We start from the raw sequence: 25,455 nt of genomic DNA, 5'->3' as shown, positions 1-25,455 counted from the left end.
TTTTGGAAGTGAGAGGCGAGGGAGAACCCGGCGAGGCCGGGCGCATGCTCTTCTTCGGGTTGGAGCAGTCGCCAGACGCGGGTCGGAGCGGTGTTGAACAAGCTCCCGAGAGGATTCGCCAAAGGCGAATCCTCTCGGCGAATCCTCTCGGTTCCGCGGCGAACCAACAAAGGAAGCCGGTTATGGAGCGGTCGCGGTCTTGATGTAGTAGCCGTACTTTCCGTAGGTCTGGATGTACTCGTAGCTGAGGTAGGCGTAGCCCGCGTGGCCGGAGCCCGTGCCCCAGCTGTTCTTCATCTCGAAGTAGTTGGCGTCGCGGTCGTAGCCCACCATCAACATGGCGTGGCCGCCGTAGGCAGCGGCGGGGGTACCGTTGCTGTTGGTCTGGACGTCGACCACGCCGCTGCTCAGCGTGCCGTCGGACCAATCAGAACCGGCCACGTAGACGCCAAAGACGATGTCGTTGCCCATCGACAGGATGGACTCGAGATAGTTGGTGTTGTTGGCGGTGGTGTCGCCGGTACCGCCGAACGCCGTACCGAAGATGACCTGCGTGCTGAGGTGTCCGAAGCGCGCAGCGCTGGTGCAGGACGCCGGAACGGTGATGTTGCAGGACGGGACGGACGTGGTGTACGGCCAGTTGTCGCACACGCGGTTGGTCGTCAGATAGCCCGCGGCCTTCCAGGTCTGAAGCCCGGAGTCGTAGCAGGTCTTGGTGCCCTCCTGCGCCGCGAAGATCTCGTAGGCGTGCTGCTCCGAGAGATCACGATTCGCGTTGTTCTTCCACTTGAAGAAGGACTCCAGGCCCGCCATCGCGGCGTGGGCGACGCACGCACCGCGCGGCCCCTGATTCTTGATCGACGTCTCCCGGTCTCGATGCGACACCTTGGCCGGCGGCAGCAGGGTGACTTTCGGGATCTCGAACTTGAAGTACGGTGCCTTCACGTACTTGACGTACTTGTTCAGGCTTGGGTCGAGCTTGGCGGCGGCCACTTTCAGCTGCGTGGGCGCCGGCGCCTCGGCCTTGTCCACCCTCTCGAGGAGCACCTGGGCCCCTGTCTTCAGCTTGAGCCTCGGTTCGCCGGTCTTCGTGTAGCTGAGGACCGACTCCACCTTGGCGGCTTGGTAGAGCGCCTTGCCTTTGATGGCTTGCTTGAGCTTGGCGGACGCCTGGATGGTCTTGAGCTTCAGGACGACCTTGGGTTGGGGCGCGACCTTGGGCTTCGCCCCGGAAGCGCCGAGAGAGAGAGCGAGACCGCCCGCGATCACCAGAGCCCCCGTGGCCTTGCGCATGAGCTTCATGATTGGTTCTCCATCTCCGAGTCGCCGGCACGATGCCGGGACGGAAGTTTTCAAGGGCAACGACCCGAAGGCTGTCTGCAGCTGCCGGGTTTGCAGCTGCCCCTAAGGAAGGTCCATTCCTCGCATCGGGAGCCATCGGCGAACACGCACACGCCGTATTCCCCTGCAGGCTCCGTCTGGATCTCGAGCTTCCCGCCGTTGTCGATGCAGTGCTTGCTGGCGGGGTTGGCCATCCCCTGCGCCGTGGGCGCGGGCTCGGCTCTTGGCGGAGGCTCGGCGTTCGGCGAGCTCGTTGCCGCCGGCCCTGACGGAGCAGGAGTGCACGCCACCACGAACCACACCACGCAATAGCGACGCAGCGTCATCAGAACACCCTCGAGTCCGCTCGCGACGTGCAACCCGCAGGCCAGGCGCAGTGAATTCGACAGCCGCGCGACGAATTCCAACGGTCGCGAAGTGACGTGGACGTGAGCTGCATGTCGCAGAGCACGAAGGTTTCGCCGTGAGCTTCTGCGCCCACGCAACCGGTGCGCCGGCTACTCCTTCGCCGGACCGCGGCGACAGTCGTCGTCTTTCACGCCAGGCTTCTTGGCGAAACCCTGGGCGAAGACGGGCTTGCCGGCGGGCAAGAACGACAGCTCTTGCCAAGCGTCCCCGCGCTTCACCTTCAGCCGCACCTTTACGGAAGGGTCGTTCGACTGGTAGCGAAGGTCCGAAAACTCGTCGCCATCGACGAGGCCTGCTGCTCGGGCGGGGCCGCTGGGACTCTTGACCGTGTGCCCCTGTTCCACGAAGCCCAGCACGAAGGGGGTGACGCTTTGTCGTCGGGGGATGAAGCACGGACCGAGCGCGTCCGGGGACAGCTGGATCCGCGCGCCGGAACGCAGGGGCGTGGGGTCGCCTCCCAGGGCGTCCATGCTCACTGGGGCGTTGGTGCTGCGCGCCTCGCGGAACAGCTTTCGAAGCAGGTCGTCGATGTCACCCAGGGACAGCGAGTACAGCGCGCCGCGCACCACGGCTTGGGTCAACGCAGCGGCGCGGTCCGGCTGCTCGACGAGCTCTCCCAAGGGAACGTTTTGGTAGGGGCTCGTAACGTACAGCCCAATCAGATGGTTGACCTCCGCGGCGACCTCCTCGGCCGATAGCAGCCCAAAGCGGAACGCCAGGTCCCGTGCCAGGTGTCGGCTCATGCCCTCGGTGAACCAGGCAGGCTCCACCACGTCACCGGGGTTCTGGGGAGCGACGGCCAGCTCCGAGCCAAGCCACTCCTGGAGGACTCGCTGATAGACGGCCAACCGCAGTGGCGCGTCCCAAGGCTGAGCCACTCCGACCTGAATCAAGATGCTCGCCGTACGGCGCGCGACGTCGAAGCGACCCGGACGGCGCGCGTCGCTCACGAGCAACAAGGTCAGCGGGGGCGCGCTGCGGGCAGCGAAGTACTGCCGCGCCCCCGTGCGAAAGCCGGCAACCTCGGCGGCCACCTGGCGCGGGTCGAAGCTGGTGAAGCCCAGCCATGCTGCGCGGTCGATGCCTTCCGGTGCATCGAAACGTGCGCGGCCGAGGGGACCGGCGATGAAGCTCGAGCGCCGGAGCGCCCTGCCGCTGATCGACAGGCTCTCTTCGGAGTCCGATCCCAAGCTGGAAGCTCCCCCGGCGTCCGGACCGAAGCTCTTCGCGTCGATGCTCAGGCGCACGGGCACCGGCCGATCCTCGAAGGCGACCGGAAGGAGCAAGAGATCTTCACCAGCGCCACGAAAGTGATTCGGATCGAGGGCGCTGCCGCCGGGCGTGACCTGGCCGAACGGGCCGGACCGAACGGCGTACTCCAACGTGAGTGGCGCGTGCACGGGTCGCTCGAACCCGAGGCCGACTTGATCACGACGCAACGCGACGGACCCCTGCCGATCCCGCGCGCTCAACTGGGGCGGAATGGCCCCGGCCCAGCGTGCGAGCTCCGCGGGTGTGCCCTCCGCAGTGACCGTGACAAAAACCTGGGAGGACGCGCCATCCGGGCGTAGCCGAAGCTCCAAAGTCGGGGTCGGATCGGGGGTTTTCGCAGCGGGCTCGGCCGCTACAGGAGCAGCGACGACCGGCGCCGCTCGGGGCGCCCCGCAAGCCGTCAGAGCCAAGACCACCAGCACCAAGGCCCTCGGATTCACCGCGGCAGTATACAACCGCTGACCGGGCGGCGATTCCCTGCTAAGTAGCCCGCCCCATCAGAAGAGGACTCGATGCAGATCAAAGACGTGATGACTCGGGAGTTGCTCACCGTCGGAGCAGACTGGACGCTGGACGAGCTCAAGGGCTTCCTGCTGGAGCACGGGATCTCGGGCGCTCCGGTCGTCGACAACGGCGGCAAGCTGATCGGAGTCGTGTCGTCCACGGACTTGCTGCGCTCGGACGACGCGGAGACCGACAACACGCGCGCCGATGGCTTCTTCGTCTCCACGTTGGATCGTCCCCTCGCCGCCGACGAGCTGGCGAGCATGCACCTCCAGGCCCAGTCGAGTCGCAGCGTGCGTGACGTGATGACGCCGGTGATGTTCCAGATCGCTGAGGACAGCAGTTTGGACGAGGTCGCCGACATGATGGCGCGGGGGCGCATCCATCGCGTGCTCGTCACCAATGGCACTAAAGTCACCGGCATCGTGAGCGCGTTGGACCTCGTTCGGGTGCTCCGCGACATGGTGCGCGAGCAGAAGAAGTCGAACGGCTCGTAGGGCTTTCCCCTACGCCTGTAGACGTTCCAGGAGGGCGTCGGCGATCCAGTGGACGTGCTCGCGGCGCTCCCGCCGCGGCCCCGCCGCCAAGGGATCTTCGCCCCAGGTGGGCGCCAGCGCCGGCGCGTACAGGTGGTAGGCGTTGACGATGCCGGAGAACGTCACGAAGAAGTGTCGCGCGGCGAGGGGGCCCGTCTCGGGAACCAGGCCGTCGAGGATCGCCGCGACGCGATCCGAGATGAGCGCCAAGCCGTGGCGGATCCGCGGCAAATTCTCCGATGCCGACGCGATCTCCATCTGGACCAAGCGCACGTAGCGCTGGTGGTCCTCGATGAAGTCGAGATAAGCATCGATCAGGCGATGCAGCCGCTCGGCGACGCTCCCCTCACCGTCCGCCGCCCGCGACAAGGCGAGAACGTGGGCGTCGTAGTAGCGTTCGAGCACTTTGTCGAAGAGCACGGACTTGCTTCCGTGGTGGTAGAAAACGCTCGCCTTCTTGACTCCGGCCTGGTCCGCCACGTCCCGCATGCTCACGGCCGCGAAACCCCGGGTCGAGAACAGCTCGTCGGCGGCGTCCAGGATGCGCTCGGCAGCGCCCTCTTCTTGGGACATCTCGGAGCATCCTGCTCCGAGTGGACCGATCGGTCAAGCCTAAGTCCACGAATTCCTTGAGCGCCAAAATTACTGCTTGCAAGCAAGAATATTGGGGCGTAGTTGTTTGACCGATCGGTCAGCACCGAAAGGAATAGGGGTCATGCAACGAGCACTGGGCGGCGAGGTCGTAGCGGCGATGCTCGCCAAGGAAGGCGTGGAGAAGGTCTTCGGCATCGTGGACGGGACGTATCTGGGCCTGTACGCGAGCTTCAAGAAGTACGGCATCGAGCTGGTGTCGCCGCGGCACGAGACCAGCGCCGCGCACATGGCCGGCGCCTACGCGCGGCTCACGGGCAAGCTCGGGGTGTGCATCGCCAGCAACGGCCCCGGCGTTGCCAACATCTTGCCCGGCATCGCGGTGGAGAACGGTGAGGGCAACCGCGTGCTCGTGATCACGAGCTCGCGTCGCCAAGGGATCACGTATCCGGACCGCGGCGGCACGTTCCAGTACTTCGACCAGGTGGCGGTCACCCGGCCCATGACGAAGTGGAGCGGCAGCGCTGCCACCTTCGAGCGCATCCCGGAGGTCATGCGCCGTGCGTTCCGCGTCGCCCACCGCGGCCGCCCGGGCGTGGTCCACGTGGACGTTCCCGAGAACGTCATGAATGGTGCCTACGATCTCGAGCCCCTCGCGCTGCGCGAGCCCCACGAGTACCGGCGCACGGACGCCATCGCGCCTCCCGGTGTGGTCGTGAAGCAGATCGCAGATTTGCTGCGCGGCGCCGAGCGGCCGTTGATCCACGCCGGCAGCGGCGTGGTGCACGCCCAGGCCTTCGAAGCCCTGAAGCAGGTTGCCGAAGCACTGCAGGCGCCCGTGAGCACCAGCTGGGGCGGCCGCGGCGCGCTGCCGGAGCAGCACGCGTTGAGCCTGCCCGTGAGCGCCATGGAGGCGCAAAACCAAGCCCGCACCAGCGCGGACGTGGTGCTCGTGATCGGTTCGCGCCTGGGCGAGACGGACTGGTGGGGCAAGCCGCCCTACTGGGGTCGCGTCGGCGAGCAACGCTTCATCCAGGTGGATCTGGACGAAGAAATCCTGGGCCTGAACCGCCCCACGGAGCTCGCGGTACAGGCGGACGCCAAGGCCTTCCTCGAGGCGCTCGCGGCGGAGCTCGCGAAGACGCCGGCCAAGACCAGCGGTCGCAAGGCGTGGCTCGATTCCATCTCCGAGACCAAGAAGAAGACCCGCGGCGAGCTCGACGTGGCGCTCCAGAACGACGCAACCCCGATGCACCCGGCCCACGTGCCGGCCACCGTGCGGCGCATGGTGCCGGACGACACCGTGATCGTGGCGGACGGCGGCAACACCGTGGTGTGGACGCAGTTCTTCAGTGACGTGCGCACGCCGAACACGCTGCTCGGCACCTTCAAGCTGGGCATGCTGGGCGCCGGCGTAGGGCAAGCTCTCGGCGCGCAGGTGGCGCACCCGGAAAGGCGCGTCGTGTGCATCTTGGGCGACGGCGCCATGGGCTTCCACTGCCAGGAGCTGGAGACCGCGGTGCGCCACGAGCTGCCCGTCGTGTTCGTGGTGCTGTGCGACAAGCAGTGGGGCATGGTCAAGCTCACGCAGCAGTTCGCGCTGGGCACCGCCCGCGAGGTGATCGGCGTGGAGGACCAGGGCACCATCAACACGGACTTCCACGAGGTCCGCTTCGACGACCTGGCCCGTAGCATGGGCGCCCACGGCGAACGCGTCGCAGCGCCGGGAGAGCTGGAAGCCGCGCTGGCCCGCGCGTTTGCGGCCAAGAAGGCCGCCGTGGTCCACGTGGACGTGGATCCCATGCTGCACCTGTGGGCGCCCGGGCTTCAGGCCTTCAAGGACATGCACCAGGAGCCCGCCGGATGAGCCCTCCCGGCGTCCTGGTCACCGGCTCCGCCGGCTACGTCGGGCGGCTCACCGTGGAGGCCTTGGCTCGCCGCGAGCTGAGTGCCTTGGTGGCCCTCGACGTGGCCGAGCCCAAGGAGCGGATCGACGGCGTGACGTACGTGAGCATGAGCGTGTGCGATCCCGCGCTCGCCGACGTGATTCGCGATCGTGGCATCACCCACGTGGTGCACCTCGCCAGCATCTTGCGGCCGCCGCCGGGAAAGGGACCGGAGTTTGCCTATCAGGTGGACGTGGAGGGAACGCGCAACGTGCTCGAGGCGTGCGTGGCCCACGGCGTCAAGAAGCTGATCGTCACCAGCAGCGGGGCCGCCTACGGCTACCACGCGGACAACAAGAGCTGGCTCACGGAGGACGATCCGGTCCGGGGGAACGCCGAGTTCCCCTACTCCCACCACAAAAGACTGATCGAAGAGATGCTCGCGAGCCACCGCCGCGAGCACCCGGAGCTCGCCCAGTTGGTGTTCCGCCCGGGCACCGTGATCGGACCCAGCGTGAAGAGCCCCGTCACGGACTTGTTCGAGAAGCCCGCCATGATCGGCGTGCGCGGCTCGGACTCGCCCTTCGTGTTCATCTGGGACGAGGACGTGGTCGAGTGCCTGGTGCGCGGCGTGTTCAGCGACGCGACCGGCACCTACAACCTCGCCGGAGACGGCGCGCTGACGCCGCGGGAGATCGCGCGCGTGATGGGCAAGCCCTATCTCTCCGTGCCGGCGGGGCTCCTCGGGGCTGCGCTCGGCGTGCTGCAGCGCCTGGGCAAGACGCAGTATGGCCCCGAGCAAGTGCGCTTCCTGCGCTATCGCCCGGTGCTGTCCAACCGGCGCCTCAAGGAGCAGTTCGGGTACACTCCCAAGTGGACCAGCCGCCAGGCCTTCGAGCGCTACCTCGCGAGCAAGGACGGCCATGCCTGAGGCGTTCCGCGACCGCGTGGTGGTGATCACGGGGGGCGCCGGGGGCATCGGACGCGCCCTCGCCGCCCGCTTCCTGAAGAGCGGCGCTCGTGTCGCCGCGCTGGATCTCGACGAAGCTTCCCTCGCCGAGCTGGCCGAGGGCACTGCTTCCGATCGCCTGATGACGCTGAAGGTCGACATTACCGACGAGAGCGCCACCCGCGCCGCCCTCAAAGAAGTGACGGAGCGCTTCGGCGGCGTGGACGTGCTGGTGAACAACGCCGGCCTCGTGCACCGGAGCAGCTTCAAGGACACCGAAGCGAACGTGTTTCGCCGCGTGATGGAGGTGAACTACTTCGGATCCATCCACGTGACGAAGGCCGCGCTGCCTTCCCTCGTCGAGCGGCGCGGCATGATCGTGGTGATCTCCAGCGTCGCCGGCTTGGTTCCGCTCTTCGGCCGCAGCGGCTACTCCGCCAGCAAGCACGCGCTCCACGGCTTGTTCGAGAGCCTGCGGGCGGAGCTCGCCGATGATGGCGTCGGTGTCTTGATGGTGTGCCCATCGTTCACCACCACACCCTTCGAGGGCCGCGCCCTCGGCGCCCACGGAGAGCGAGTGGCGCGCCCCCGCTCCAAGGTCGGCAAAGAGGCCACGCCGGAGAGCGTGGCCGACGCCATCCACGACGCCACTCTCGCCCGCAAGAAGCTGGTCGTGCTCTCCCCCGTGGGCAAGGTCGCGGTGTGGCTCTCGCGCATCGCCCCCGGCATGTATCAACGCAGCATGACGCGAAGCCTCAAGAGCGAGCTGACCTGATCAATCCGGGCCAAGCTCTCGCTGCGCTCGCTCCAGCTCCGAAATCAGCTCCATCACGAAGCCGGCTCATCGCACCGCGGGATCGTCACCACGCGTCCGACTGCATCGCCCTGCGGCGCGCCCGGGCGATCCATCAGCCACTCGCCGAGCCTTGCTTCGATCTCGGCATCTGTGGCGTTCGGAAACCGACGGCGAAGTTGCTGCTCCACCATCTCCACCGCAAGCTCGGCCAGCTCGAGTGCCTCTTCGAGACGTTGGGCTTCGCTGCACATCGCACCAAGCATAGCCCGCTCCATCACCTCGGCCAATCCGCTTCACTCCCCTCTCGTCACGCGCGTTGCCGCGTAGGGCAAGAGCTCGCCGTCTTCGCTGCGCACGCTGACGCGCTCCACCGCGTACTCGTCTTCGGGCAAGTGCTCTTCGATGAAGGGCAGGTCCGGCGCGTACGCGAAGGTGCCGCCGGGGAGCAAGCTCCGGAGGATCTCCATGTACTTCTGGGCATACAGCGCGGCCTCCGGACCGCCGCGGCGATCTTGGTGCACGAAGTGGTTCGAGAACGCCATGTGCGAGATCACGGTGCCCCAGGTCTCCGGATCCAGGCGCCGCGAGAACCAGTCGCCGAGCAGCACGAAGGGCGCCGGCCGCGCCACGCGATCGATGCCGAACGCTTCGATGCCGCGCTGCCGGAGCGCCACCACCAGCTCCGCGTGCTCGCCGCAGCCGAGGTCGAGCACGGGCTCGCGGAGGGTTTCCGCGTCGAGACCGAGCACCGAGAGCTGCAAGGTCGCGGAGTATTCGCTGCACACGACCTGCTGCCGCGTGGAGGGGACGTTCGCGCCGGGCTCGCGCCGGGCAAACCAATCCTGGATCTCCTGGGAAAGCAGGTGCACGGCCTCGCTCACGGCCTCCTCCTGCGAGTCACCTTCCATGACGTCGAACAGGTGTGCCACCGCCTGCTCGCACAGCTCGCGGAGCTCTGCCAATCGCTCCGGTGAGAGGTCCACGAACTGATTTTGCCGCTGCAAATGCCGCGCAACAGCAAGACTCAATTGCTCCCCGGAAGGCTCCGCGCGGAGCTCCGAAGCGAGCAAAGCGACGAGGCTCTCCGCAGCAGGCATGCGCGAACGTTAGCCAGCGCCAGCGCGGGAAACAATTGCCCTATACTCGGCGACGTCATGAAGACTCTGTGGACCGGCATCGCAATCTTGGCCCTGCTTCCCGCCTGCCGGCCGCGCCAACGGCGTGAGCCGGTGATGACGCCACAGGCGCCCATGCCCACCGCCACCGCCGACAAGGAAGTGGAGCAGGAGCCGGAAGAGAAGGATCCGGAGAAGCCGAAGCCGGAGCCACCGCCCAAGCCGACGGGACCGACTTCCCCCGCGCCGACGGACGCTCTCGGTTTCACCTTTGGCGAAGAGCACCGTGCGGTGATGGGGGAATGCACCGGACACGGCAAGACCTGGCACAAGCACGCGCCCACCTACTCTTGCAGCGAGGCACTGGAAGGCGCCGCCTTCGACGGCGAGGCGGTGCTGAACTTCTGCAAGTTCCGGCTGTGCGGCGTGGGCATGGTCGTGGTGGTGGACGGCAAGGGCTACGCCGCATGGTCCGAGCGCTTCCAGAAGATGCGGCAAACCTTGGAAGAGAAGTTCGGCCCACCGAGCTCCGAAGCCACGAACGTCCCCGCGGAGTGTCAGAACGACGGCTTCGTCACCTGCATGGACGACGGCAAGGCCAGCATGGAAGCCAGCTGGGAGTGGAAGGAAGGCCACAAAGTCACGCTCAAGATGAGCAAAAAGCAGTCGGGGGATGGCCCTTCCGCGATCCGCTATGTGGCCGTCGCTCCCATGGACTGACTCGGGTGTATGTTGGTGCGGCGCGATACCCGTCGCGCCACGAGGGACGGCATGGAGCGTCGGAGAGCACTGATCGCGGGAGCTACCGGCTACCTCGGCGGCGAGGTGGTCAAGGTGCTGCACGAAGCGGGGTACTGGGTGCGCGCTTTGGCGCGAGACGAAGCTCGGCTCGCAGTGCGGGACGCGTGCGACGACGTGTTCGTGGGAGAAGCCACGAAGCCGAGCACGCTTTCCGGAGCCATGGACGGCATCGACGTGGTGTTCTCGTCGATTGGCCTGCGGAGCTTCTCGCGCAAGCCGACGATCTGGGACGTGGACTGCCAGGCGAACCTGAACTTGGTGGAGCTGGCGGAGCGCGCGGGGGTGCGCGACTTCGCGTTCGCCTCGCTGTTTCGCGGAGACGAGCTCCGGAGCCAGCTCGCCGTGGCGGAAGCGCGCGAGCGCGTGGTGGACGCGCTTCGCGCCTCGAAGATGCGAGCCACGGTGGTGCGGCCCAACGGCTTCTTCAACGACATGCGCGAGATGTTCGACATGGCGAAGCGCGGCCGGGTGTGGCTGGTGGGCAGCGGCGCGGGTCGCTTCAATCCGATCCACGGCGCGGACATCGCGGAGGTCGTCGTCGACGAGCTGACTCGGAGCTCGGACGCCGACGTCGCGCGCCCGATTGGCGGCCCGGACGTCTTTTCCATGCGAGGCGTCGGTGAGCTCGCGTTCGAAAAGCTCGGCAAGCCTCCGCGTTTCGGATCGCTTCCCGCGTGGGTGCTGAAAGCAGGGGCCGCCATGGCGAAACCGTTCAACCAGAACGCCGCCACGTTCCTGTCCATGTTCGCCGTGCTGAGCGGGGATGCCATCGCACCACAGGTCGGGAAGCGTCACCTGGCGGACTTCTTCAGCGGGCTGTGCCAGGACTCCGACTCTACGAGCTCTCGTCCTTTGACCTGAACTTGAAGAACAACCAGATCCCGGACAACGCGCTGCTGACGCCGAACACGTAGACCATGCCCATCGCGAGGGCGTGAGGCATGCCAAGGTGACTCCAGACGACCGAAGTCACTGTCCCGAGGTAGAGCGCTATGGGCAACCACGAAAGCCAGCCGGCATCGGCTCGCCGTGCGCGCTGGATTCCGTAGTACGTAACGATCAACACAGGAAAGAGCGAGTAGACCAGCAGCAGCTGGCCCAAGCTCATCGTCTCCGATGTATCCGCGGGCACGCGCCACACAGACTACCACGTGCGGTCAAGCGCCCATCTTGTGCTGCGGAGGCCGCTAGGTTTCCGCGCCGCGCTCACGGAGGGCTTGCGCGAATGCAGCGTGCACGTCGTGCTCGAATGCGACCCAATGGACGCGCAGCTCGGGTCTGAGCATCAGCGCGCTCACGGATTCTTCGACCGCGATTCGCGCCGCGCGTCGCAGTGGATGGCGAAATGCGCCGCAGCCGAGCGCTGGCGCGCCAAACCGGTGCCACGGTGTGGATCACCCAGCGCGCCGGAAGCGCAAACCCCGGTGTAGCGCAGGCCTGACCGGTCGCACATCTGACGCCGGGGCGCAGCTCGCGGATCACAAGACATTGCGGCGTCGTGAATGGCTCCGTCCGATGCCATCGTGAACGCTGCGAACGAGGCGCTCTTGCCCGGTGGCGGCGTGGACTTCGAGCTTGGTGATGTCTCCCAGCTCCAAGTGCAAGCGATTCAGCGCAATTCCTATCGGTGACAATGGAGCGAAACGTTACGCGGCCATCGCATGTGGGCGCCAGGTTTGTGATGAAGTTGCGCACGCCTAGCCGGCATTGCGTGCGCGGGTAAGCAACGCGAGGAGAATCTGCCGTAGACTCGGCCGATGGCGACGAGACCCATCGTCATCGATGTTGAGAGCCTGACCACGCGACAGCCGGGCGACGCCTGCCCGGCGTGCGCAGCGTCCATGGCGTGGGCTCGCTATGGCCATGGCACACCGATTCGCCAACAAGTCTTCCGCTGCTCACGGGGGAGGCAGCCCAAGGTCTTCGAGGTGCGCTGTCGCGCCTGCAGGCAGCTCGTGATCATGTACGAGGTCGGCCAGCGGACTGCCGTCGTGCCGGGCGACCAGGCTGAGCTGCGCCGTTGGATTCGCGAACAGGAACGGGACGCACTTGCCAGCGACGACTGACCTCCGCGGGTGTGGCGGCTACGCCACTACCGCGCCCGCGACAGCTGCTGGCAAGGAACACGAAAATCCACGTGATAGTGCTCGTCGTGCCGCACCCAAGAGGGACGGGCGGAGAACGGCAGCCGGCGGATCATGGGCCACGCCTTGGTGCGACGCAGATGTCGTTGAAGGTCCGGCGCGAAGATCACTCGCGCAATGCCCACTCGATGTCGCTCCGCCGCAGCACGAAGCGCCGCCAGATGCAGCGCCATCGTCTCGAAATCGATCGAGTAGTGTCCGCTGTGACCCGAAGCGTCGAACTCGAGGCCGTAGCCGAACTTGTCCACGGGCGACGTTGGCAACGTCCCAACCTTCCCGTCTGGCGACAACACCGGCACCATGAAGTCGACCGAGAGGCCGTTCTCGTGGGTGCGGTGCGGACGAAATCGGCCGCCGCGAACGAGCCCCGTCTCTCCATACACGAAGCGGAGCGTCGGATGCTCGTCTCGGAGCGACGCATAGGCGTCGAGCATCACCGGGTACACCGCGCTGTGGACGTAGGTTCTCCCCAGCGCCCACCCCGTCGAGCTGTACGCGCTGAAGTTCGGACCCGACGCCGGCAGCCGCCAGCCGTGTGCGAGCGCCCCGGCGCCCGGCGATCCAAAGCACGTGCTGGGCGTGCTCGATCCGCCGTGACAGCAGATCACCACGGCTCCGCCGATGGTGACAAGGGCGAGCCCCAACCCGAGAAACGCTCTGCTGCGCCAACGCATCCCCTGAACCTGACGGGCAATCGTAGCACCGCGTCCGCGACGGGATCCGCGCCGAGCCAACATTCAAACGGCCGTTCCCCGCGCCTCGACCTATCTGCTATGCCCACCACGAGCACGGCAACCGCGCGGCTGCTCACCAGACGTTCAATACCAAGTGTGAGTGGGAGGCCTCGGAATGCTCAATTGGTCCGCCCCTCGTTACTTCGTGATGTCTCCGACTCGTTCGGCGTAGGCGCGACAATCGGAGAGCGCTCGGTTGGGATCGGTTCCCGTCGCGGAGACGCTACGCCCCTGAGCGTCAACGCCGGATGCTCGGTACACTCCCGCGCTTACCTCCTCAACACGGAATCGCCATGCTGTTGGTTGTTCGAGGCCAAAGGAATTGCCCAAGGCGATGACGAGCGCAGCCGCTGCGGCGAGCTTGTGCTGAGCTTGCCAGGGCGGCCCGACAGCGCGACCCATCGCGGTCAAGAAGGACTGGATGTCGTCCTGGGCCACTGCCACGGACGCTTGCTCGAAGACCCGCTCTCGGTCGTACCAGCGCACCGTCCAATCTCGCGCCCGCGCGGCCTCCGCCAAGGCCTGGCGATACATCACGGTGTCGGCGTAGGTCTGCGCGCGGTTGTCTCGGATGCGTTCCTCCGTGGTCGCCGGCAGCTCCGGGCACTCGCGCAGAGCGATGCTCGCAACGGGCACGGCGACCGATTGAGCCAACATCTCCAGCGCACGCTCGGCGCCCTGCCCTGCAGCCACGCGCACGCGCTCGACGAGCGCGATGGCGTCCGTCAGCGACGTCGGCTTGGCCCAAGGGCTATCGAGGTAGCGACCCACGGCCCACGAGCCCTCGTGGTGATGCGGATGTGTGGGCAGGCCGTCGGTGAGGTCGACGCGCCGGCGATCCAGGAGCTTGCCATTCGCCGCCAGGGTGACGAGCACGGCCGAGTTCCCGTGCTCTACGACGCCGACCACCGCGCCCCTTCGTGCTCGCGCCTTGCCCACCTTTCTAAAGGCTATCCAAATCTTGGACCCGACGCGAGGCACACTGCGCTTGGCGTCGCGGAGTGCTTCCGCGCCGGACCAACACCCTCACGCCCCTGGCCTGCGGAGGAGCTGCCATTGCTCCCAGGCGCGCTCCGGCTCGATGTCGGCGTACCCCCTCGACTGTTCCAACTTCGCCGCATCCGTCGGGGTCATGGCGATGGCAGACGCGTTGTCGCGGATGTTCTCCACCTCGTCGCGGGTGAGCGGGGTTCCTTTGGTGCGCTCGGCGGCCAGGAGCACGGCGGCAAGCGCGGGTACGAGCACTGACACCAACGCCGACGCCTGGAGCCCGGAGTCACCGGGCGCCAAGAAGCGCCAGACGCCGAATGGATTATGGCGTCCGTCATCGGTACGGTGCCTATGATCGGGCCAGCGCTCGAGGGCGCGCGGCGGTGCGTGCTCGTGCGGGCGGAACGTGTGCCCGGACACGAGCGTCGGCTGCTCCGCCAACTGGTAGACGCAGAAGGCGTCCAACCAGGCCATCGCCTCCACTGGGTCGCCCATGGCAATCTGCGCGTCCGGCAGCTCGAAGTGGTGCATGCCACACGTGAACATGACGCCGTCGTCGTCGCGCACGAGGAGCACCGCAACCTCGTAGAGGTGAGTCGGATCGCCCGACTCCAACGCCTCGAGCCACGGTTCCCATTCAGACGCCGAGCCAGAGGCCTCCATCCGTACGAGCACGCCGCCAGCGTCCCGCAAGCTCCGCCCTATCTTCGCGACGAGACGAGGCTGCTCCTGCAGGCGAAATCCGCACTCGAGCAGCGCGGCCCTCCCGCAGCGCGCCACGTGCGAGAGGAGCGCATCTGGAAGGGGGCCCCGCCGCCCCCAGCTGCAGGCGGAAGCCAGCTCACCGTCCTCGATGATGTCCACACGCACGACACCAGGCTCGATCCCCGTCGGCTGCCCGGGCTCGCCGTGTATCCCGTGTGCGCCGAGAGCTCCGATGATTTCCGCTGGAGCGCGCCACGGACCCGGGACCAACAAGTAGAAGGAGGGAACCCGCTCGGTCATCGTGGCGGCTTGCACGTGTAGGTTGCGCTCGTTTCGGCGTTGATCACGACGGCCCTCGCTCGCGGACACAGGCTACGTCACGAGCAATCTCGCACACGATGTCAAAGCGAAGCGTCGTCCGCTCGAAGATCTCGGGATCGGGACTGAAGGTGAGTGAAACTCCGTCCGGCGCCGTTGTGGCGGCGACGTCTGGTCCGCCCACGAGGCGTCCTGCGGCAAACTGCACGGTAGTGTTCGTTCTCTTGGCGCGGGAGGAAAGGACGAACTCTGCAGACACCGCGTTGGCAAGGGCCACTGCCACGGGAGATTGGCCGATCGAACGAAACACGGCGACCTCGGTCGACTCGTCCAGTGCCTCGGTTGGGCGCAGCGTCGCGGGCTCATCGATCGGGACGGCGATCGACGTACATGCCTCGATCAAGTAGGGCGGGCGCCCCACCGTCCGCGGTGTGGTGCGAACGGGCGTAGCTTCCGTGTCGATCCAAAGAGTTTGCGGGTCGACCCGAGCCCGAAAGCTGGTGAGACCATGAGCACAGTCCAGGAGCTCACGCACGAGCCAGTGCAAACCGTGGAGACCAACGTCGCCGAGATACATTTCCGGACGCCGCCGGACGGGCTCGAGCCCCTCGATCACGGTGACGCCGGCGTCCACGGTCCATCCCGATACCGCGGACCCAGCCCCCCCTCAAGCGGCAGGGCCTACCCGCGCTTGCGTCGGATCAGCGCGAGACCCAGTGCGGCCATCGTCAGCCATGGCCACGACGGCGTTGGGGCGCGTTCCGTCGACACGCTGCAGCCACCGTCGCTGCCGGGATCGGCGAGGACCTTCGTGCCGGAGCTGCCTTTGCCGGCCGCGCCGATCACGCCGCCGTCACCCCAGCTCGAACCGGCGCTGCCGCCCGCGCCGGTGGTACCCGCAGCGCCGGCATCGCCGCCGCTGCCACTGCCACCGCTGCCCGTCGCGCCTGCGGCGCCGCCCTGCCCGCCGGTTCCCGGGGGCTTGGTGCTGGGCACGACCTTTACCTTCACGGCGAAGTAGCCGTCCTTCGGGCCGCCCGAATCCGCGAACCAAGTGATGCCCTCGGCGACCCAACCGAGCTCGAGGAGCGACTCCCCCTCCACGCTACCCGTGATGTCGAGGGGGAACTCCCCGACGCTGCCGGGCTTAACGTCTGCGCTGGGCGTCGAGATGCGGTGATCCGAGAGCCAGCTGGGGCTCGCGAAGGGGCTCGGCTTGTCCCGAGGGATGGGCGCCAGCTTCACGGTGCCGGCCTTCCACGTTTCCGTGCCGATGTTCTTGAGCTTCACCCAACCGGTGACGGTTTCACCGACCTCCACCTCCACCGCGCCCTGCGACACGATGGGATAGCTCTGGCCGCTGAGGCCGAGGGACTCGCCGGCGTACTTCGCCTTGCCGCACGGACCACCGCCGGGGCCACCACCCCACCACTCCCAGTGCCACGTCTCGCTGGGCACGGTGCGCTTGAACCCGTAGGTCGCGCCGTGGTTGTTGAGCCAAGTGAGCACGCCGCTCGCGGACGTGTTCAAGTCCAGAGCGTGGCCGCTCTGGTGATTGCTGTAGCCAGGTTTGGCGGCGAGGTTACAGTTGTTGCAGCTGCAGTTGACGTAGCAGTTATAGAGGTACTGCTGCTCCGCCATGGTGCGGAAGCCGCTCACGATCTTCAAGTTCACGCCCGCGGCGGCCGCGGCCTTCGCCATCACGTAGTAGGCGTTGGCCGTGTCCTTCTCGACCTTCTTGCCGTCCACCGTCACCACGGTGATGGCAAACGCCTTACCCGACGTGTAGCCCGTGTCCGAAGACTCCGAGCAGTCGATGCTGGAGAGCGCATCGCTGCTGGTGGCAATCAGCGCCTCGTCCCCGCCCGGCACGCCTTCCGCGGGATCGGCGGAGTCCTCTGGAGGCGCCACGCAGGCGGCCGCGAACAGAGCGAGGAGAAACACGAGGAACAAGGGGCGTTGGGTCTTCACGCCAGGACCTACAGCAAGCCCAGTGCCCACGGCATGTGCCGCATTTCCGCACACTTACCCCCGCATCACCGCCAACCTCGGGTTTTCGCTGCCAACCCGCGCTTGGCACCCTCACCAGGGCTGACCGCTCTCCGCGAAGGTGTTTTCGGTCTTCTCGTTGCCGTCCGTGCCCCACGGCGGCTCCTTGGCGATCGCACCGAGAGCGCCGCCCTTTGGCCACCACTGGGTGGTGATGCGATTGCCGCTCAGCACCATGTTCTTCACCGACCCCGGGGCCGGCGCCCCTTCGGACGAGTCCCAGCCGGCGTAAACGCTGTAGGCGCCTCCGCCAATGTAGTTGTCCTTCACGGCGTAGCCCATGCTGCCGTCCACGTTCTTGCCGGTGCCGGGAAACGTCCCGGGCTCCTGCTTGAAGTAGATGCAGTCCGTCTGGTCCACGGTACGTCCGGCGTCATCCGGGTTCTGGAGCAAGATCTTGTTGCGGAGGATCAGCGCGTTCGTCTGGCCGCCGTTGAGGCTCACGCCGTTCAAATGCTTGCCGGTAGACTCTCCCGGTGGCGGCTGACCGTCGTAGTAGTACGTGATCTTCTCGATGTAGTTCTCGATGATCTGCGGCCCCAAGGAGCCCGGCTGGATCGCCGTCGTCGTGTAGGAGATGTAGTTTCGGTAGTAGACGCTGTCCGTCGTGCTGTCGCTCAGCTTGAACGGGATCTCGTTGTAGTCGGCGTCGGAAGCCCCCAGCCCGCCCGCGTCCGAATACAAGATCCAGATCTTGGTGTTGCTGTTCGCGTAGACGTTCAGAAAGCCCGGCGCCGTGATCGCGCCGCGCCAGCGGCAGCCCCGAAACACGACCCCCGGTAGGTCGGGCGAGGTGCCATCGTTGTTGCCGCTGACGATGATGGAATCGCTGCCGAAGTCGCGGAATTGCACGACCCAGCTTCCGCCGGGGATCTGAAATCCGTCGATGTCCATCCCGCCGGCGGGCACCACGCCGCCGTGATTCTGGGGATTGTCGTCGTACACGTAGGGCGCGTCCGGGATCCAAGACGGCAGACCGTCCGTGGGCCAGGTGCTGATGCGCTCGTCGTTCACGGCAGTCTTCTCCAGCTCGGTCACGCCGAGCCCCGCAGGGCCCACGTCGGATAGGGAGAGCTGCTCGCCGTGCGCGATGGTGCTCGTGCCCCCGCTGCCGGCCACACCGCCGCTGCCGGATGTGCCGCCGCTGCCCGAAGCGCCGCCGCTGCCGGACGTACCGCCGCTGCCAGAGGTGCCGCCGCCGCCCGAAGCAGCCCCGCTCCCCCCCGCCCCGTTGGCGTCGTCACTCCCGCAACCCCACACCAACAACCCGACCAGTAGCAACGCCCACCGCATCGCCACATCCTACACGACCGCACCGAACGTCCGGTGTCCGCAACGAATGCATAGCCACGCGGGACACGTCCTCCACAAACTCGTGAGTTTTCTCTTCGGCACGCCCCGTGCTTTGGACAGCTCCACTACTTGAGCAGGAGGGCTTGGAATGAGACTCGGTGGAGCAAAGCTCGCGCTGGTCGTTGCCGCGTTGGGTTGGACCACGGCGTGCGGTGGCTCGGGCAACGACGAGCTGTTCGGTGGAGGTAGCGGAGGGGACGCGCCGGATGGATCCGCGGGCAGCGCGGCGACGGGGGGCACTGCGGGCGATGGCGGTGCGTCGGGCACGGGGGCGACCGGCGGCACTGCAGGCACGGGAGCCACGGGAGGAACCGCGGGCGCCAGCGGCAGCGCGGGCGCAGGCGCAACCGGCGGTAGCGCGGGCGCGGGCGCAACCGGCGGCAGCGCGGGCGCAGGCGCAACGGGCGGCAGCGCGGGCGCAGGCGGCTGCACCGCAGCCTCGTGGTGCAAGGACGACGACAACGACACCTATGGCGCGCTGCCCGCCGTGCAGAGCTGCGACCCCCCAGGCCCCAGCTGGGTGAAGGCCGGCAGCAAGCCCAAGGCCTGCGGGGATTGCAACGACGAGAATCAATACGCTTTCCCCGGCAGCAACAACTGCAATCACACCGGCTACCCCATCGACAACGGCAAGGTTTCCTTCGACTACAACTGCGACGGCGCCGAGACGGAATGCGGTGCGTATCTGAAGGCCACCGGAGATTGCGCGTTGGATCCCTCGAGTCCCAGCAAGCCCTGTAAGGGCGACGGATACCTGCCGACCAAGCGTACGGGGCCCGGAGAGAATCCCTATTGCGGCAGCACGGACTACCGCGTCTGCGAGCTGTCGTCGGGCGGTGTCTCCGCCTGCAAGGCGACCGTCGTTCAGTACAACCCGATCACGTGCAAGTAAGTCTTCCCTTGTGAAGCGACCCGAGCTGGGCCAAAACCATGACTGGGCGCCGCGCCCAGAGGGAGGTCAGCATGAAGGTCGTCGTCATCGGTGCCAGCGGCACCATCGGAAGCGCGGTGGCGGATGCCTTGGAGGACAACGGCCACGAGGTGGTCCGCGCCGCGCGCCAGAGCGGTGACGAACGCGTCGACATCGCCGACCTGGCGTCCATCGAGAGCTTCTTCGGCCGGGTGAAGGAGATCGACGCCGTCGTCACCACCGCGGGGGATGGCAAGTTCGGTCCCTTGGCAACGCTCTCTCAGGAAGACTACGAGCTCGGCCTCCGGCACAAGCTCATGGGCCAAGTGAACGTCCTCCGCGCCGGCATGAAGCACGTGGCTGTGGGCACTTCGTTCACGCTCACGAGCGGCGTGCTCAGCCGGGAACCGATGCCCGGAAGCTCGGCCCTGGCCATGGCCAACGGTGCCTTGGAAGCGTTCGTGAAGGCGGCGGCGCTCGAGCTTCGCGAGCACAAGCTCCGCGTAAACGTGGTGAGCCCCATCTGGGTCAAGGAAACGATGTTGAAGCTGGGCATGGATCCCGAGGGCGGCATGAGCGCGAAGGACACCGCGCGGGCCTACCTGGCCAGCGTGGAAGGTACGGACACGGGCGCGCTCTTGGACGTTCGCGATTTCGCGTGATCAGTTCGGCGCCAGCGCGCTGCACGCCTTCTTGATCTTGGGCACCGCGTCTCGGGTCTTCTTGGATCCAGGCCCGCTCAGGATCATTTCCGCCGGCGTCATCTCCGCGCTCCAAGTTCCCCAAGCACAGTCGCAGAACTTCTCGTAGCCCGGCTCCTGGTTGCACCCCTCCAGAAACTTCGTCTTCAGGTTCGCGAGCAGCTCCTGGTTCGGCATCTTCGCCATGCACGTCTTGGCCGCGCCGAGCGCGCGGGAGTCCTGCCCCGCGTCCATGGTCGCGATCTCGCCCGGCTCCGCGCTCTTGCGCAAGGTCTCCCAGGTGCAGGCGCAAAAGCCGTTGAGGCCGGTGCCCTGCGACGCGCAGCCGACCATGAAACCCTTCTTGATCACGGGCTCGGGGAACTTGCCGGCGCACTCGCGGATCACCCCGGCCTTCAGCTCACGCTCGCGCTCCCGGGGCAGCCGGCGGCTCTCGAGCTCTTCCGGCGACAGCACCTTGGACGCCACCTCGAAGCTGCAAGCGCAGAAGTCGTGCTGCTCCGGAGCGTGCTCGCACTGCGCCATGAAGTCCGCTTTGGCGGACGATTCCGCGGGCTTTTCTGCCGGCGCCTCCTTGGCTTCCGTGGCGGCCTTCGCCGGCGGCGGAGAATTTCCGGCAGCGCCGCCGCAGCCCGCGACGGAGACGAGAAGAACGAGGACCGCGACGCGCTTCGCCATGCGTCCTCGTACAGCTGCCATTGTCGCAACGCAACTCCGAGGCGAAACGCGACGGGTATCGCGCCGCACCAACAAGAAGCGCTAACCAATCTAAAGCGCATCTCGCAACCTCGAGGGTTGTGATTTCGAGGCGTGCGGTGCCAGCTGCGAGGCGGCGCGAGGACGGAATACTCGGAGTATTTTCAACGAGCGGCAACGCTGCAGATGGTGCCGCACGCCCGAAAGCGCTCGTGAGCAGGTTGTGAGATGCGCTCTAGCTAGCTAGATGGCGCCTTTGGGTACGCCACCGGGGAGCGGACAGGAATGCGTGCCGGTGCGCTCGTCGTACTGCTGGTGGTAGTTCTCCGCCTTCCAGAAGCGCCCGACAGGCGCGATTTGCGTGACCACCGGCTCGTCGTGCTTCTTCTGAGCGCGGGTCTTGGCGCGCTGTGCGGCCTTCGCTTGTGCGGGGCTGAAGGTGAAGATCTCGCTCCGGTAGTTGGTGCCCACGTCAGGCCCCTGCCGGTTGAGCTGCGTGGGATCGTGATTCTCGAAGAACACGTTGAGCAGCGTGTCGTAGCTCACGCGCTTGGGGTCGAACTCCACCAGCACCGTCTCCGCGTGGCCCGTGGTGTGGGACGACACTTCCGAGTACGTCGGGTAGGGCTTGTCGCCGCCGGTGTAGCCGACGGCCGTGGCCACCACGCCGGGCACGTGGCGGAACACGTCCTCCACGCCCCAGAAGCAGCCGCCCGCAAAGGCCGCGAGCTCGTCCCCCGTGCGCGGCGTGAGCGGCGTGCCCGCGCCCAAATGCCCCGGATCCGTGCCCACGACCGGAGCCGTAGCGGAGTGCCGCGGGGCGCTGTCGCTCACGGAGCCGTGACACGCAGCGAGCGGGAGAGAAACGAGCAGGGCCAAGACTATCGAGCGCATGATGTTGGTACGCCGCGGAAACGCCCGCGGTTACCGGACCAGCTGGTCGCCGGTTTGCACCGTCGCGGCGACGCCGCGCGAGACTTCGAGCACACGGCGCGTGGCCGGGTGGCAGCGCGGGGCGGCGTCCCCAGCGGCGAAGGTTTCGATCGCCGTCACGTCACCAGCGTCCGTCGCATACACCACGTCGATGTCGAAGCTCACGTCCGTGTTCACGATGCACACCTCACCCTCCACGGGAAAGTCGAGCAGCATGCCTTCGTCCTTTGCCAGGGGCGCGTGTCCCGAGAGGCCTCGAGCGCGACCAGCTTCGGTATCGCGCACTTCGGCGCACACCCTCAGCAAGGTGCTCTTACCGCGGGTGATCGTCACCTCGGTGCCATCGCACTCCGGATCACTGCTGCAAGCGAAGGCGAGCAGCGCGAAGGCGATAGGCAGCGCCTTCACAGTGATTTCAAGAACGCGATGAGTGCGTCGCGATCCGCTGGCGGCAGCGCCTCGAAAGCTTGCCGTACCTTCGCGGCCTCGCCGTCGTGCGCCAGGATGGCGTCTTGCACGGTGAACGCGCGGCCGTCGTGCATGTAGGGCGCGCTCTTCGCCAAGCCCCAAAGGGGTGAGGTGCGAAAGGCGCGCATGCCCGCCATGCCTTCCACGATGCCGTTGGCGCCCGCGGGGAGCACGTCGTGGAGCAAGAGGTCGCTGTACAGCGGCACGGGCGTTCCGCTCTCGGTCGACAGCTCGGGCACGTGGCACTTGGCGCAACCCACGGACTGGAACACCTGCTCTCCGGCGGCCTCCAGAGCGGCATTTGTGTGGGTGCGGGGAGGCGGAGCGAGGTGCTGCATGTAGAAGATCAGGTCGTCGATGTCGCTGGCGCCCATTTCGGGGTCGGCCACCGCATCGGCGTCCGTCGCGAAGCCGAAGCTGAGCCCGGGTTGATCCGCGAGGGTGACGCCCACCTCGTTGCTCAAGCCATCGCGAGCGAACTCCGCCACGGACGGCACGTTGGCCTTCCATCCGAGGCGACCGAGGCGTCCGTCGCTCAGCTCGTGCGCCACGCCGCGGATCCCGTCCTGGTCCGCGTCGGTCGGATCGGCGTGGGCCAAGATGGCGGAGTCGGGGATCTGATCGATGAGGCCGAAGCCGAAGATGGGCGGCGTCTGGCGCAGCTCGAAGAAGTTGGTCTTGGGATCCACGTCCGGCCGCAGTGGGTCGAGGCTCTGGTGGTGCGCCATGGTGCCCCCGCTGGGCGCCGTGAACACGCCGCTCTCGATGATGCCTTGGCGCGTGACGTCGACGTCGCTCGGTCCGGAGCCGCCGATCACGGGATCGAAGTGACAGGCGCGGCAGGAGTCACCGTTGAACGCGGTGCCGAGGCCGGCGCCGCGAGTGATGTCGCGATCGAACACGGCCCGGCCGCGGAGGAACTGGTCCTTCTCGGGCGCGGACAGCTCGCGATCGGGTCCGCCGTAGTCGCCCACCGGCAACATCGGAGCGTCGGGCGGAAGCAGGCCGGCGGAGGTCTGCGCGGAGCCACCGAGGGACTCCAGGAACGTCACGATCAGCTGCTGATCTTCCTGTGCGAGGGCGACGTAGGCATCACGGGCGGCCTGGGCCTCGCCGGCGTGCAGACGAATGGCCTCGTCCAGCGTGTCGGCCACGCCGTCGTGCAAGTACGGGGCGACGGCGCCCACGCCCCACAGCGGTTGAGTGCGAAACTCCGAGCCCGAGGCTTCCCCCATACGCACGCCGTCCCCGCGCTCGGGCCCCATGTCGTGGAGCAAGAGATCGGAGTACAGCGGGATCATGCCGCGGGGGGAGCGCAGCGCCGGAACGTGACAGCCGGTGCAGCCGCTTTCCGCGAACAGATCCCTGCCGGCTTCGCTCTCCGCGGTGGGCTCGTCCGGTCGAGGTGCCGCAAGCAACATGGCGAAGGACACCAGATCGAAGAGGTCGTCGGCGGACAGCTCGGGATCCTGCACCGGGTCGTCGTCCACCGTGGGCTCCGCCGGCGCCGCGGCTTGCCGCTGCCGTACGGTGCCGAGATCTCCACTGACAGACAACGCATCGGACTCGGGGGGCGCGACGCTGGGCACCGGCAGCTCCGCTTTCATGGAGTCGGGCAGCGGGTCCGTGGTGATGCCGGCGTGGTTGAACAGGGGCCCGCGGATGAAGCCCTCGATGCTCACGGTCTGCGACTTGCGCCCAAAGCGGCCCACGAAGCCTCGGTCGTAGTTGGGGCGACCACTGATGCCGTCGTGGTTCGCGTCGTCCGGGTCGGCGTACTTCAAGATGGACGCTTCCGGGATCTCCGCGATGAGCCCGACACCAAAGAACGGAATCGCGTTGCGCAGGGCGCGGTTGTTGGTGTTCTCGGCGTCCGGGACGCGGCCCGCTTCGGCCAGCGTGTACTGATCTTGGATGCCGTTCACCCCCGTAGGTGTGAACGAGCCGTCGGAAAGCTTCTGCCCGACGAGCAGGAAGTTCCGATACCGCGCGCTGCTGCCGCCCGGCACCGGACGCTCGTGACAGGCGCCGCAGAAGGTGACGTTGAACTGAGGGCCGAGTCCGGTAGCGGGGGTGAAGCGCCGGAGCTGCACCGCGCGCCCACGCTCGAAGGTGGCCTGTTGCTCTGGCGTGGCAGATGGACGCACCTCGCCCAGGGCACCGAAGATGCCTGGGGCAATCCCGGGGTCGGGCGCCTGGCTGGGTTCACCGTCGCCGCAGCCCGCGAGCAGCAGGGCAAGCACGACCCAGCTCCGTCTATTCATCGTCAAGCAGCTTCCTCGTCAGGGCGATGCCTTCGTAAGGTGGCACCGGGCCGAGAAAGTTCCCCCCTACGGCGAAGAGGCTTCCTGCGGCAGTTCCGAACACGCCGTGGATGTCGAGCTCCGTGTCGCGGGACTCATCCTTGAACGAGAAGTCCTTGGGCCGGAGCACTCCTAGTGTACCGGCTGCGCCCACCACGTGCACGGCATCCTGGGTGCGCATCCAGACGCCGTTCAATCCGGGGACGGGAGCCAAAGACTCGGTCTTCCACTCGCTGCCGTTCCACACGCTGGCGATGCCGATGGAGCGGCCACCCACGGCCACCACGAAATCCGGTCCGGTGCCCCATAGCGCGATCAGATCGTCGCTGGCGCCGACCAGCTGCTCGCTCCAGGCGGAGCCGTCGTAGTGGATCACGGCGCCCTTCTGGCCCACGGCCCAGACGTTCGAAGCGCTCGTGCCCCACACCTTGAACAGCGCGTTCACCCCGGCCTTTTGCAACGGTGGCAACGCGACGGACTCCCAGCTCGTGCCATCGAAGTGCAGCAGGGTGGCGACGCCGGTCGCGCGCCCCGAGCCGCCCACGGCCCACAGATCCGTCGGCGCCGCGCCCCACACACCCCACAGCGGTTCGCCGGTGGGCGTGGTCTGTGCCGACCAGGTCGCGCCGTCCCAATGCACCACGGTACCTTCGTTGCCAACCACGGTGATGTCGTTCGCAGCAAAGCCCGTGACCCAGTTCAAGAGCGGCACCGAAACTCCGAGGGACAGCGCTTGCCAACTGCTGCCGTCGAAGTGCTGGATGGCGCCCTCGCTCTCCGTACCACCGACGGCGTACACGTCGTTCGGAGCGGGCCCCCAGGACGAGAGTAGCCAGCCGCTGTCCTTCGCGTCGAAAGCAGTGCTCCAACCTCGCCTTTGCTCCGGGGCGGGATCGTCCGAGCAACCGGCAGCAAACAGCAAACAGAACGCGAGCCAGTACCGAGTCATGCC

At 67.0% G+C, this 25,455-nt stretch carries 27 protein-coding genes and 1 pseudogene; 9 read left to right on the top strand and 19 right to left on the bottom strand.

Annotated elements, in window-relative coordinates:
- Positions 1-180: 180 nt before the first annotated feature.
- The 3 genes from H6717_00385 to H6717_00375 form a co-directional block, all read right to left on the bottom strand.
- The gene (locus H6717_00385) at positions 181-1,302 is read right to left on the bottom strand and encodes a C1 family peptidase (GenBank protein MCB9575468.1); all 1,122 of its coding nucleotides are present in this window, start codon (positions 1,300-1,302) and stop codon (positions 181-183) included.
- 50 nt (positions 1,303-1,352) lie between these two features.
- Positions 1,353-1,667, bottom strand: a complete 315-nt coding sequence (locus H6717_00380; GenBank protein MCB9575467.1) for a DUF333 domain-containing protein — start codon at positions 1,665-1,667, stop codon at positions 1,353-1,355.
- A 171-nt stretch (positions 1,668-1,838) separates the two neighbouring features.
- Positions 1,839-3,461 carry a hypothetical protein gene (locus H6717_00375; protein ID MCB9575466.1) on the bottom strand — a complete coding sequence of 541 codons (1,623 nt, stop codon included), beginning with the start codon at positions 3,459-3,461 and terminating at the stop codon, positions 1,839-1,841.
- Positions 3,462-3,533: 72 nt separating this feature from the next.
- On the opposite strand from H6717_00375, the gene H6717_00370 reads away from it, so the two are divergent.
- Positions 3,534-4,022, top strand: coding sequence for a CBS domain-containing protein (locus H6717_00370; GenBank protein ID MCB9575465.1), 489 nt, complete (start codon positions 3,534-3,536; stop codon positions 4,020-4,022).
- A 9-nt stretch (positions 4,023-4,031) separates the two neighbouring features.
- Here the strand turns inward: H6717_00370 and H6717_00365 are convergent, their stop codons facing one another.
- Complete coding sequence (locus H6717_00365) at positions 4,032-4,634, bottom strand: TetR/AcrR family transcriptional regulator (protein ID MCB9575464.1); 603 nt, start codon at positions 4,632-4,634, stop codon at positions 4,032-4,034.
- 142 nt (positions 4,635-4,776) lie between these two features.
- Between H6717_00365 and H6717_00360 the strand changes: the two genes are divergently transcribed.
- From H6717_00360 to H6717_00350, 3 genes are read left to right on the top strand one after another with little or no spacing between them, the layout of a single operon-like run.
- Positions 4,777-6,519 carry a thiamine pyrophosphate-binding protein gene (locus H6717_00360; GenBank protein MCB9575463.1) on the top strand — a complete coding sequence of 581 codons (1,743 nt, stop codon included), beginning with the start codon at positions 4,777-4,779 and terminating at the stop codon, positions 6,517-6,519.
- Positions 6,516-7,469, top strand: coding sequence for an SDR family oxidoreductase (locus tag H6717_00355; protein ID MCB9575462.1), 954 nt, complete (start codon positions 6,516-6,518; stop codon positions 7,467-7,469). The genes H6717_00360 and H6717_00355 overlap by 4 nt, the downstream gene beginning before the upstream one ends.
- Positions 7,462-8,262, top strand: coding sequence for an SDR family oxidoreductase (locus H6717_00350; GenBank protein MCB9575461.1), 801 nt, complete (start codon positions 7,462-7,464; stop codon positions 8,260-8,262). The genes H6717_00355 and H6717_00350 overlap by 8 nt, the downstream gene beginning before the upstream one ends.
- A gap of 53 nt (positions 8,263-8,315) precedes the next feature.
- On the opposite strand, the gene H6717_00345 is transcribed toward H6717_00350, so the two are convergent.
- Entirely contained in the window at positions 8,316-8,570 is a 255-nt protein-coding gene (locus tag H6717_00345; protein ID MCB9575460.1) for a hypothetical protein, read from the bottom strand.
- 6 nt (positions 8,571-8,576) lie between these two features.
- On the bottom strand, positions 8,577-9,380 hold the full coding sequence (locus H6717_00340) for a class I SAM-dependent methyltransferase (protein MCB9575459.1): 804 nt from the start codon (positions 9,378-9,380) through the stop codon (positions 8,577-8,579).
- A 57-nt stretch (positions 9,381-9,437) separates the two neighbouring features.
- Between H6717_00340 and H6717_00335 the strand changes: the two genes are divergently transcribed.
- Positions 9,438-10,118, top strand: a complete 681-nt coding sequence (locus H6717_00335; protein MCB9575458.1) for a hypothetical protein — start codon at positions 9,438-9,440, stop codon at positions 10,116-10,118.
- 51 nt (positions 10,119-10,169) lie between these two features.
- Complete coding sequence (locus H6717_00330) at positions 10,170-11,060, top strand: SDR family oxidoreductase (protein MCB9575457.1); 891 nt, start codon at positions 10,170-10,172, stop codon at positions 11,058-11,060.
- Here the strand turns inward: H6717_00330 and H6717_00325 are convergent.
- Together H6717_00325 and H6717_00320 are read right to left on the bottom strand one after the other, a co-directional pair.
- Positions 11,035-11,307 (bottom strand): hypothetical protein, encoded by a 273-nt coding sequence (locus H6717_00325; protein ID MCB9575456.1) that lies wholly within the window; start codon positions 11,305-11,307, stop codon positions 11,035-11,037. The two genes, H6717_00330 and H6717_00325, sit on opposite strands and share 26 nt — an antisense overlap.
- A 79-nt stretch (positions 11,308-11,386) precedes the next feature.
- A pseudogene (locus H6717_00320) lies at positions 11,387-11,681 on the bottom strand (macro domain-containing protein).
- Between the two features lie 275 nt (positions 11,682-11,956).
- Between H6717_00320 and H6717_00315 the strand changes: the two are divergent.
- Positions 11,957-12,265: a hypothetical protein gene (locus H6717_00315; protein MCB9575455.1), complete on the top strand. Its 309-nt coding sequence runs from the start codon at positions 11,957-11,959 to the stop codon at positions 12,263-12,265.
- 26 nt (positions 12,266-12,291) lie between these two features.
- Here H6717_00315 and H6717_00310 read toward each other — a convergent pair whose 3' ends face one another.
- The 6 genes from H6717_00310 to H6717_00285 form a co-directional block, all read right to left on the bottom strand.
- The gene (locus H6717_00310; protein ID MCB9575454.1) at positions 12,292-13,017 is read right to left on the bottom strand and encodes a penicillin-insensitive murein endopeptidase; all 726 of its coding nucleotides are present in this window, start codon (positions 13,015-13,017) and stop codon (positions 12,292-12,294) included.
- 198 nt (positions 13,018-13,215) lie between these two features.
- Positions 13,216-13,986: a hypothetical protein gene (locus H6717_00305; GenBank protein MCB9575453.1), complete on the bottom strand. Its 771-nt coding sequence runs from the start codon at positions 13,984-13,986 to the stop codon at positions 13,216-13,218.
- Positions 13,987-14,103: 117 nt separating this feature from the next.
- Positions 14,104-14,331 (bottom strand): hypothetical protein, encoded by a 228-nt coding sequence (locus H6717_00300; GenBank protein ID MCB9575452.1) that lies wholly within the window; start codon positions 14,329-14,331, stop codon positions 14,104-14,106.
- Between the two features lie 784 nt (positions 14,332-15,115).
- A complete protein-coding gene (locus tag H6717_00295; protein MCB9575451.1) occupies positions 15,116-15,493 on the bottom strand; it encodes a hypothetical protein in 378 nt (125 codons plus the stop codon).
- 278 nt (positions 15,494-15,771) lie between these two features.
- On the bottom strand, positions 15,772-17,061 hold the full coding sequence (locus H6717_00290; protein ID MCB9575450.1) for a D-alanyl-D-alanine carboxypeptidase family protein: 1,290 nt from the start codon (positions 17,059-17,061) through the stop codon (positions 15,772-15,774).
- A gap of 111 nt (positions 17,062-17,172) precedes the next feature.
- A complete protein-coding gene (locus H6717_00285) occupies positions 17,173-18,432 on the bottom strand; it encodes a hypothetical protein (protein MCB9575449.1) in 1,260 nt (419 codons plus the stop codon).
- Between the two features lie 148 nt (positions 18,433-18,580).
- Here H6717_00285 and H6717_00280 point away from each other — a divergent pair, with 148 nt between their 5' ends.
- Entirely contained in the window at positions 18,581-19,384 is an 804-nt protein-coding gene (locus H6717_00280; protein ID MCB9575448.1) for a hypothetical protein, read from the top strand.
- Positions 19,385-19,455: 71 nt separating this feature from the next.
- Positions 19,456-20,064 carry a short chain dehydrogenase gene (locus H6717_00275; protein ID MCB9575447.1) on the top strand — a complete coding sequence of 203 codons (609 nt, stop codon included), beginning with the start codon at positions 19,456-19,458 and terminating at the stop codon, positions 20,062-20,064.
- Here the strand turns inward: H6717_00275 and H6717_00270 are convergent, their stop codons facing one another.
- From H6717_00270 to H6717_00250, 5 genes are all read right to left on the bottom strand, one after another.
- Positions 20,065-20,781 (bottom strand): hypothetical protein, encoded by a 717-nt coding sequence (locus H6717_00270; protein MCB9575446.1) that lies wholly within the window; start codon positions 20,779-20,781, stop codon positions 20,065-20,067.
- Between the two features lie 261 nt (positions 20,782-21,042).
- Positions 21,043-21,693: a peptide-methionine (S)-S-oxide reductase MsrA gene (gene msrA / locus H6717_00265; GenBank protein ID MCB9575445.1), complete on the bottom strand. Its 651-nt coding sequence runs from the start codon at positions 21,691-21,693 to the stop codon at positions 21,043-21,045.
- A 30-nt stretch (positions 21,694-21,723) separates the two neighbouring features.
- On the bottom strand, positions 21,724-22,140 hold the full coding sequence (locus H6717_00260; protein MCB9575444.1) for a DUF192 domain-containing protein: 417 nt from the start codon (positions 22,138-22,140) through the stop codon (positions 21,724-21,726).
- Positions 22,137-24,464 (bottom strand): c-type cytochrome, encoded by a 2,328-nt coding sequence (locus H6717_00255; GenBank protein ID MCB9575443.1) that lies wholly within the window; start codon positions 24,462-24,464, stop codon positions 22,137-22,139. Before H6717_00255 ends, H6717_00260 begins: the two co-directional genes overlap by 4 nt.
- Entirely contained in the window at positions 24,457-25,452 is a 996-nt protein-coding gene (locus tag H6717_00250; protein ID MCB9575442.1) for a hypothetical protein, read from the bottom strand. The genes H6717_00255 and H6717_00250 overlap by 8 nt, the downstream gene beginning before the upstream one ends.
- Between the last annotated feature and the right edge of the window lie 3 nt (positions 25,453-25,455).

Source organism: Polyangiaceae bacterium (assembly GCA_020633235.1).
Classification (GTDB): domain Bacteria; phylum Myxococcota_A; class Polyangia; order Polyangiales; family Polyangiaceae; genus JACKEA01.
Note: the sequence above shows the minus strand (reverse complement) of the source record. Positions and strands in the feature narration are given on the sequence as shown.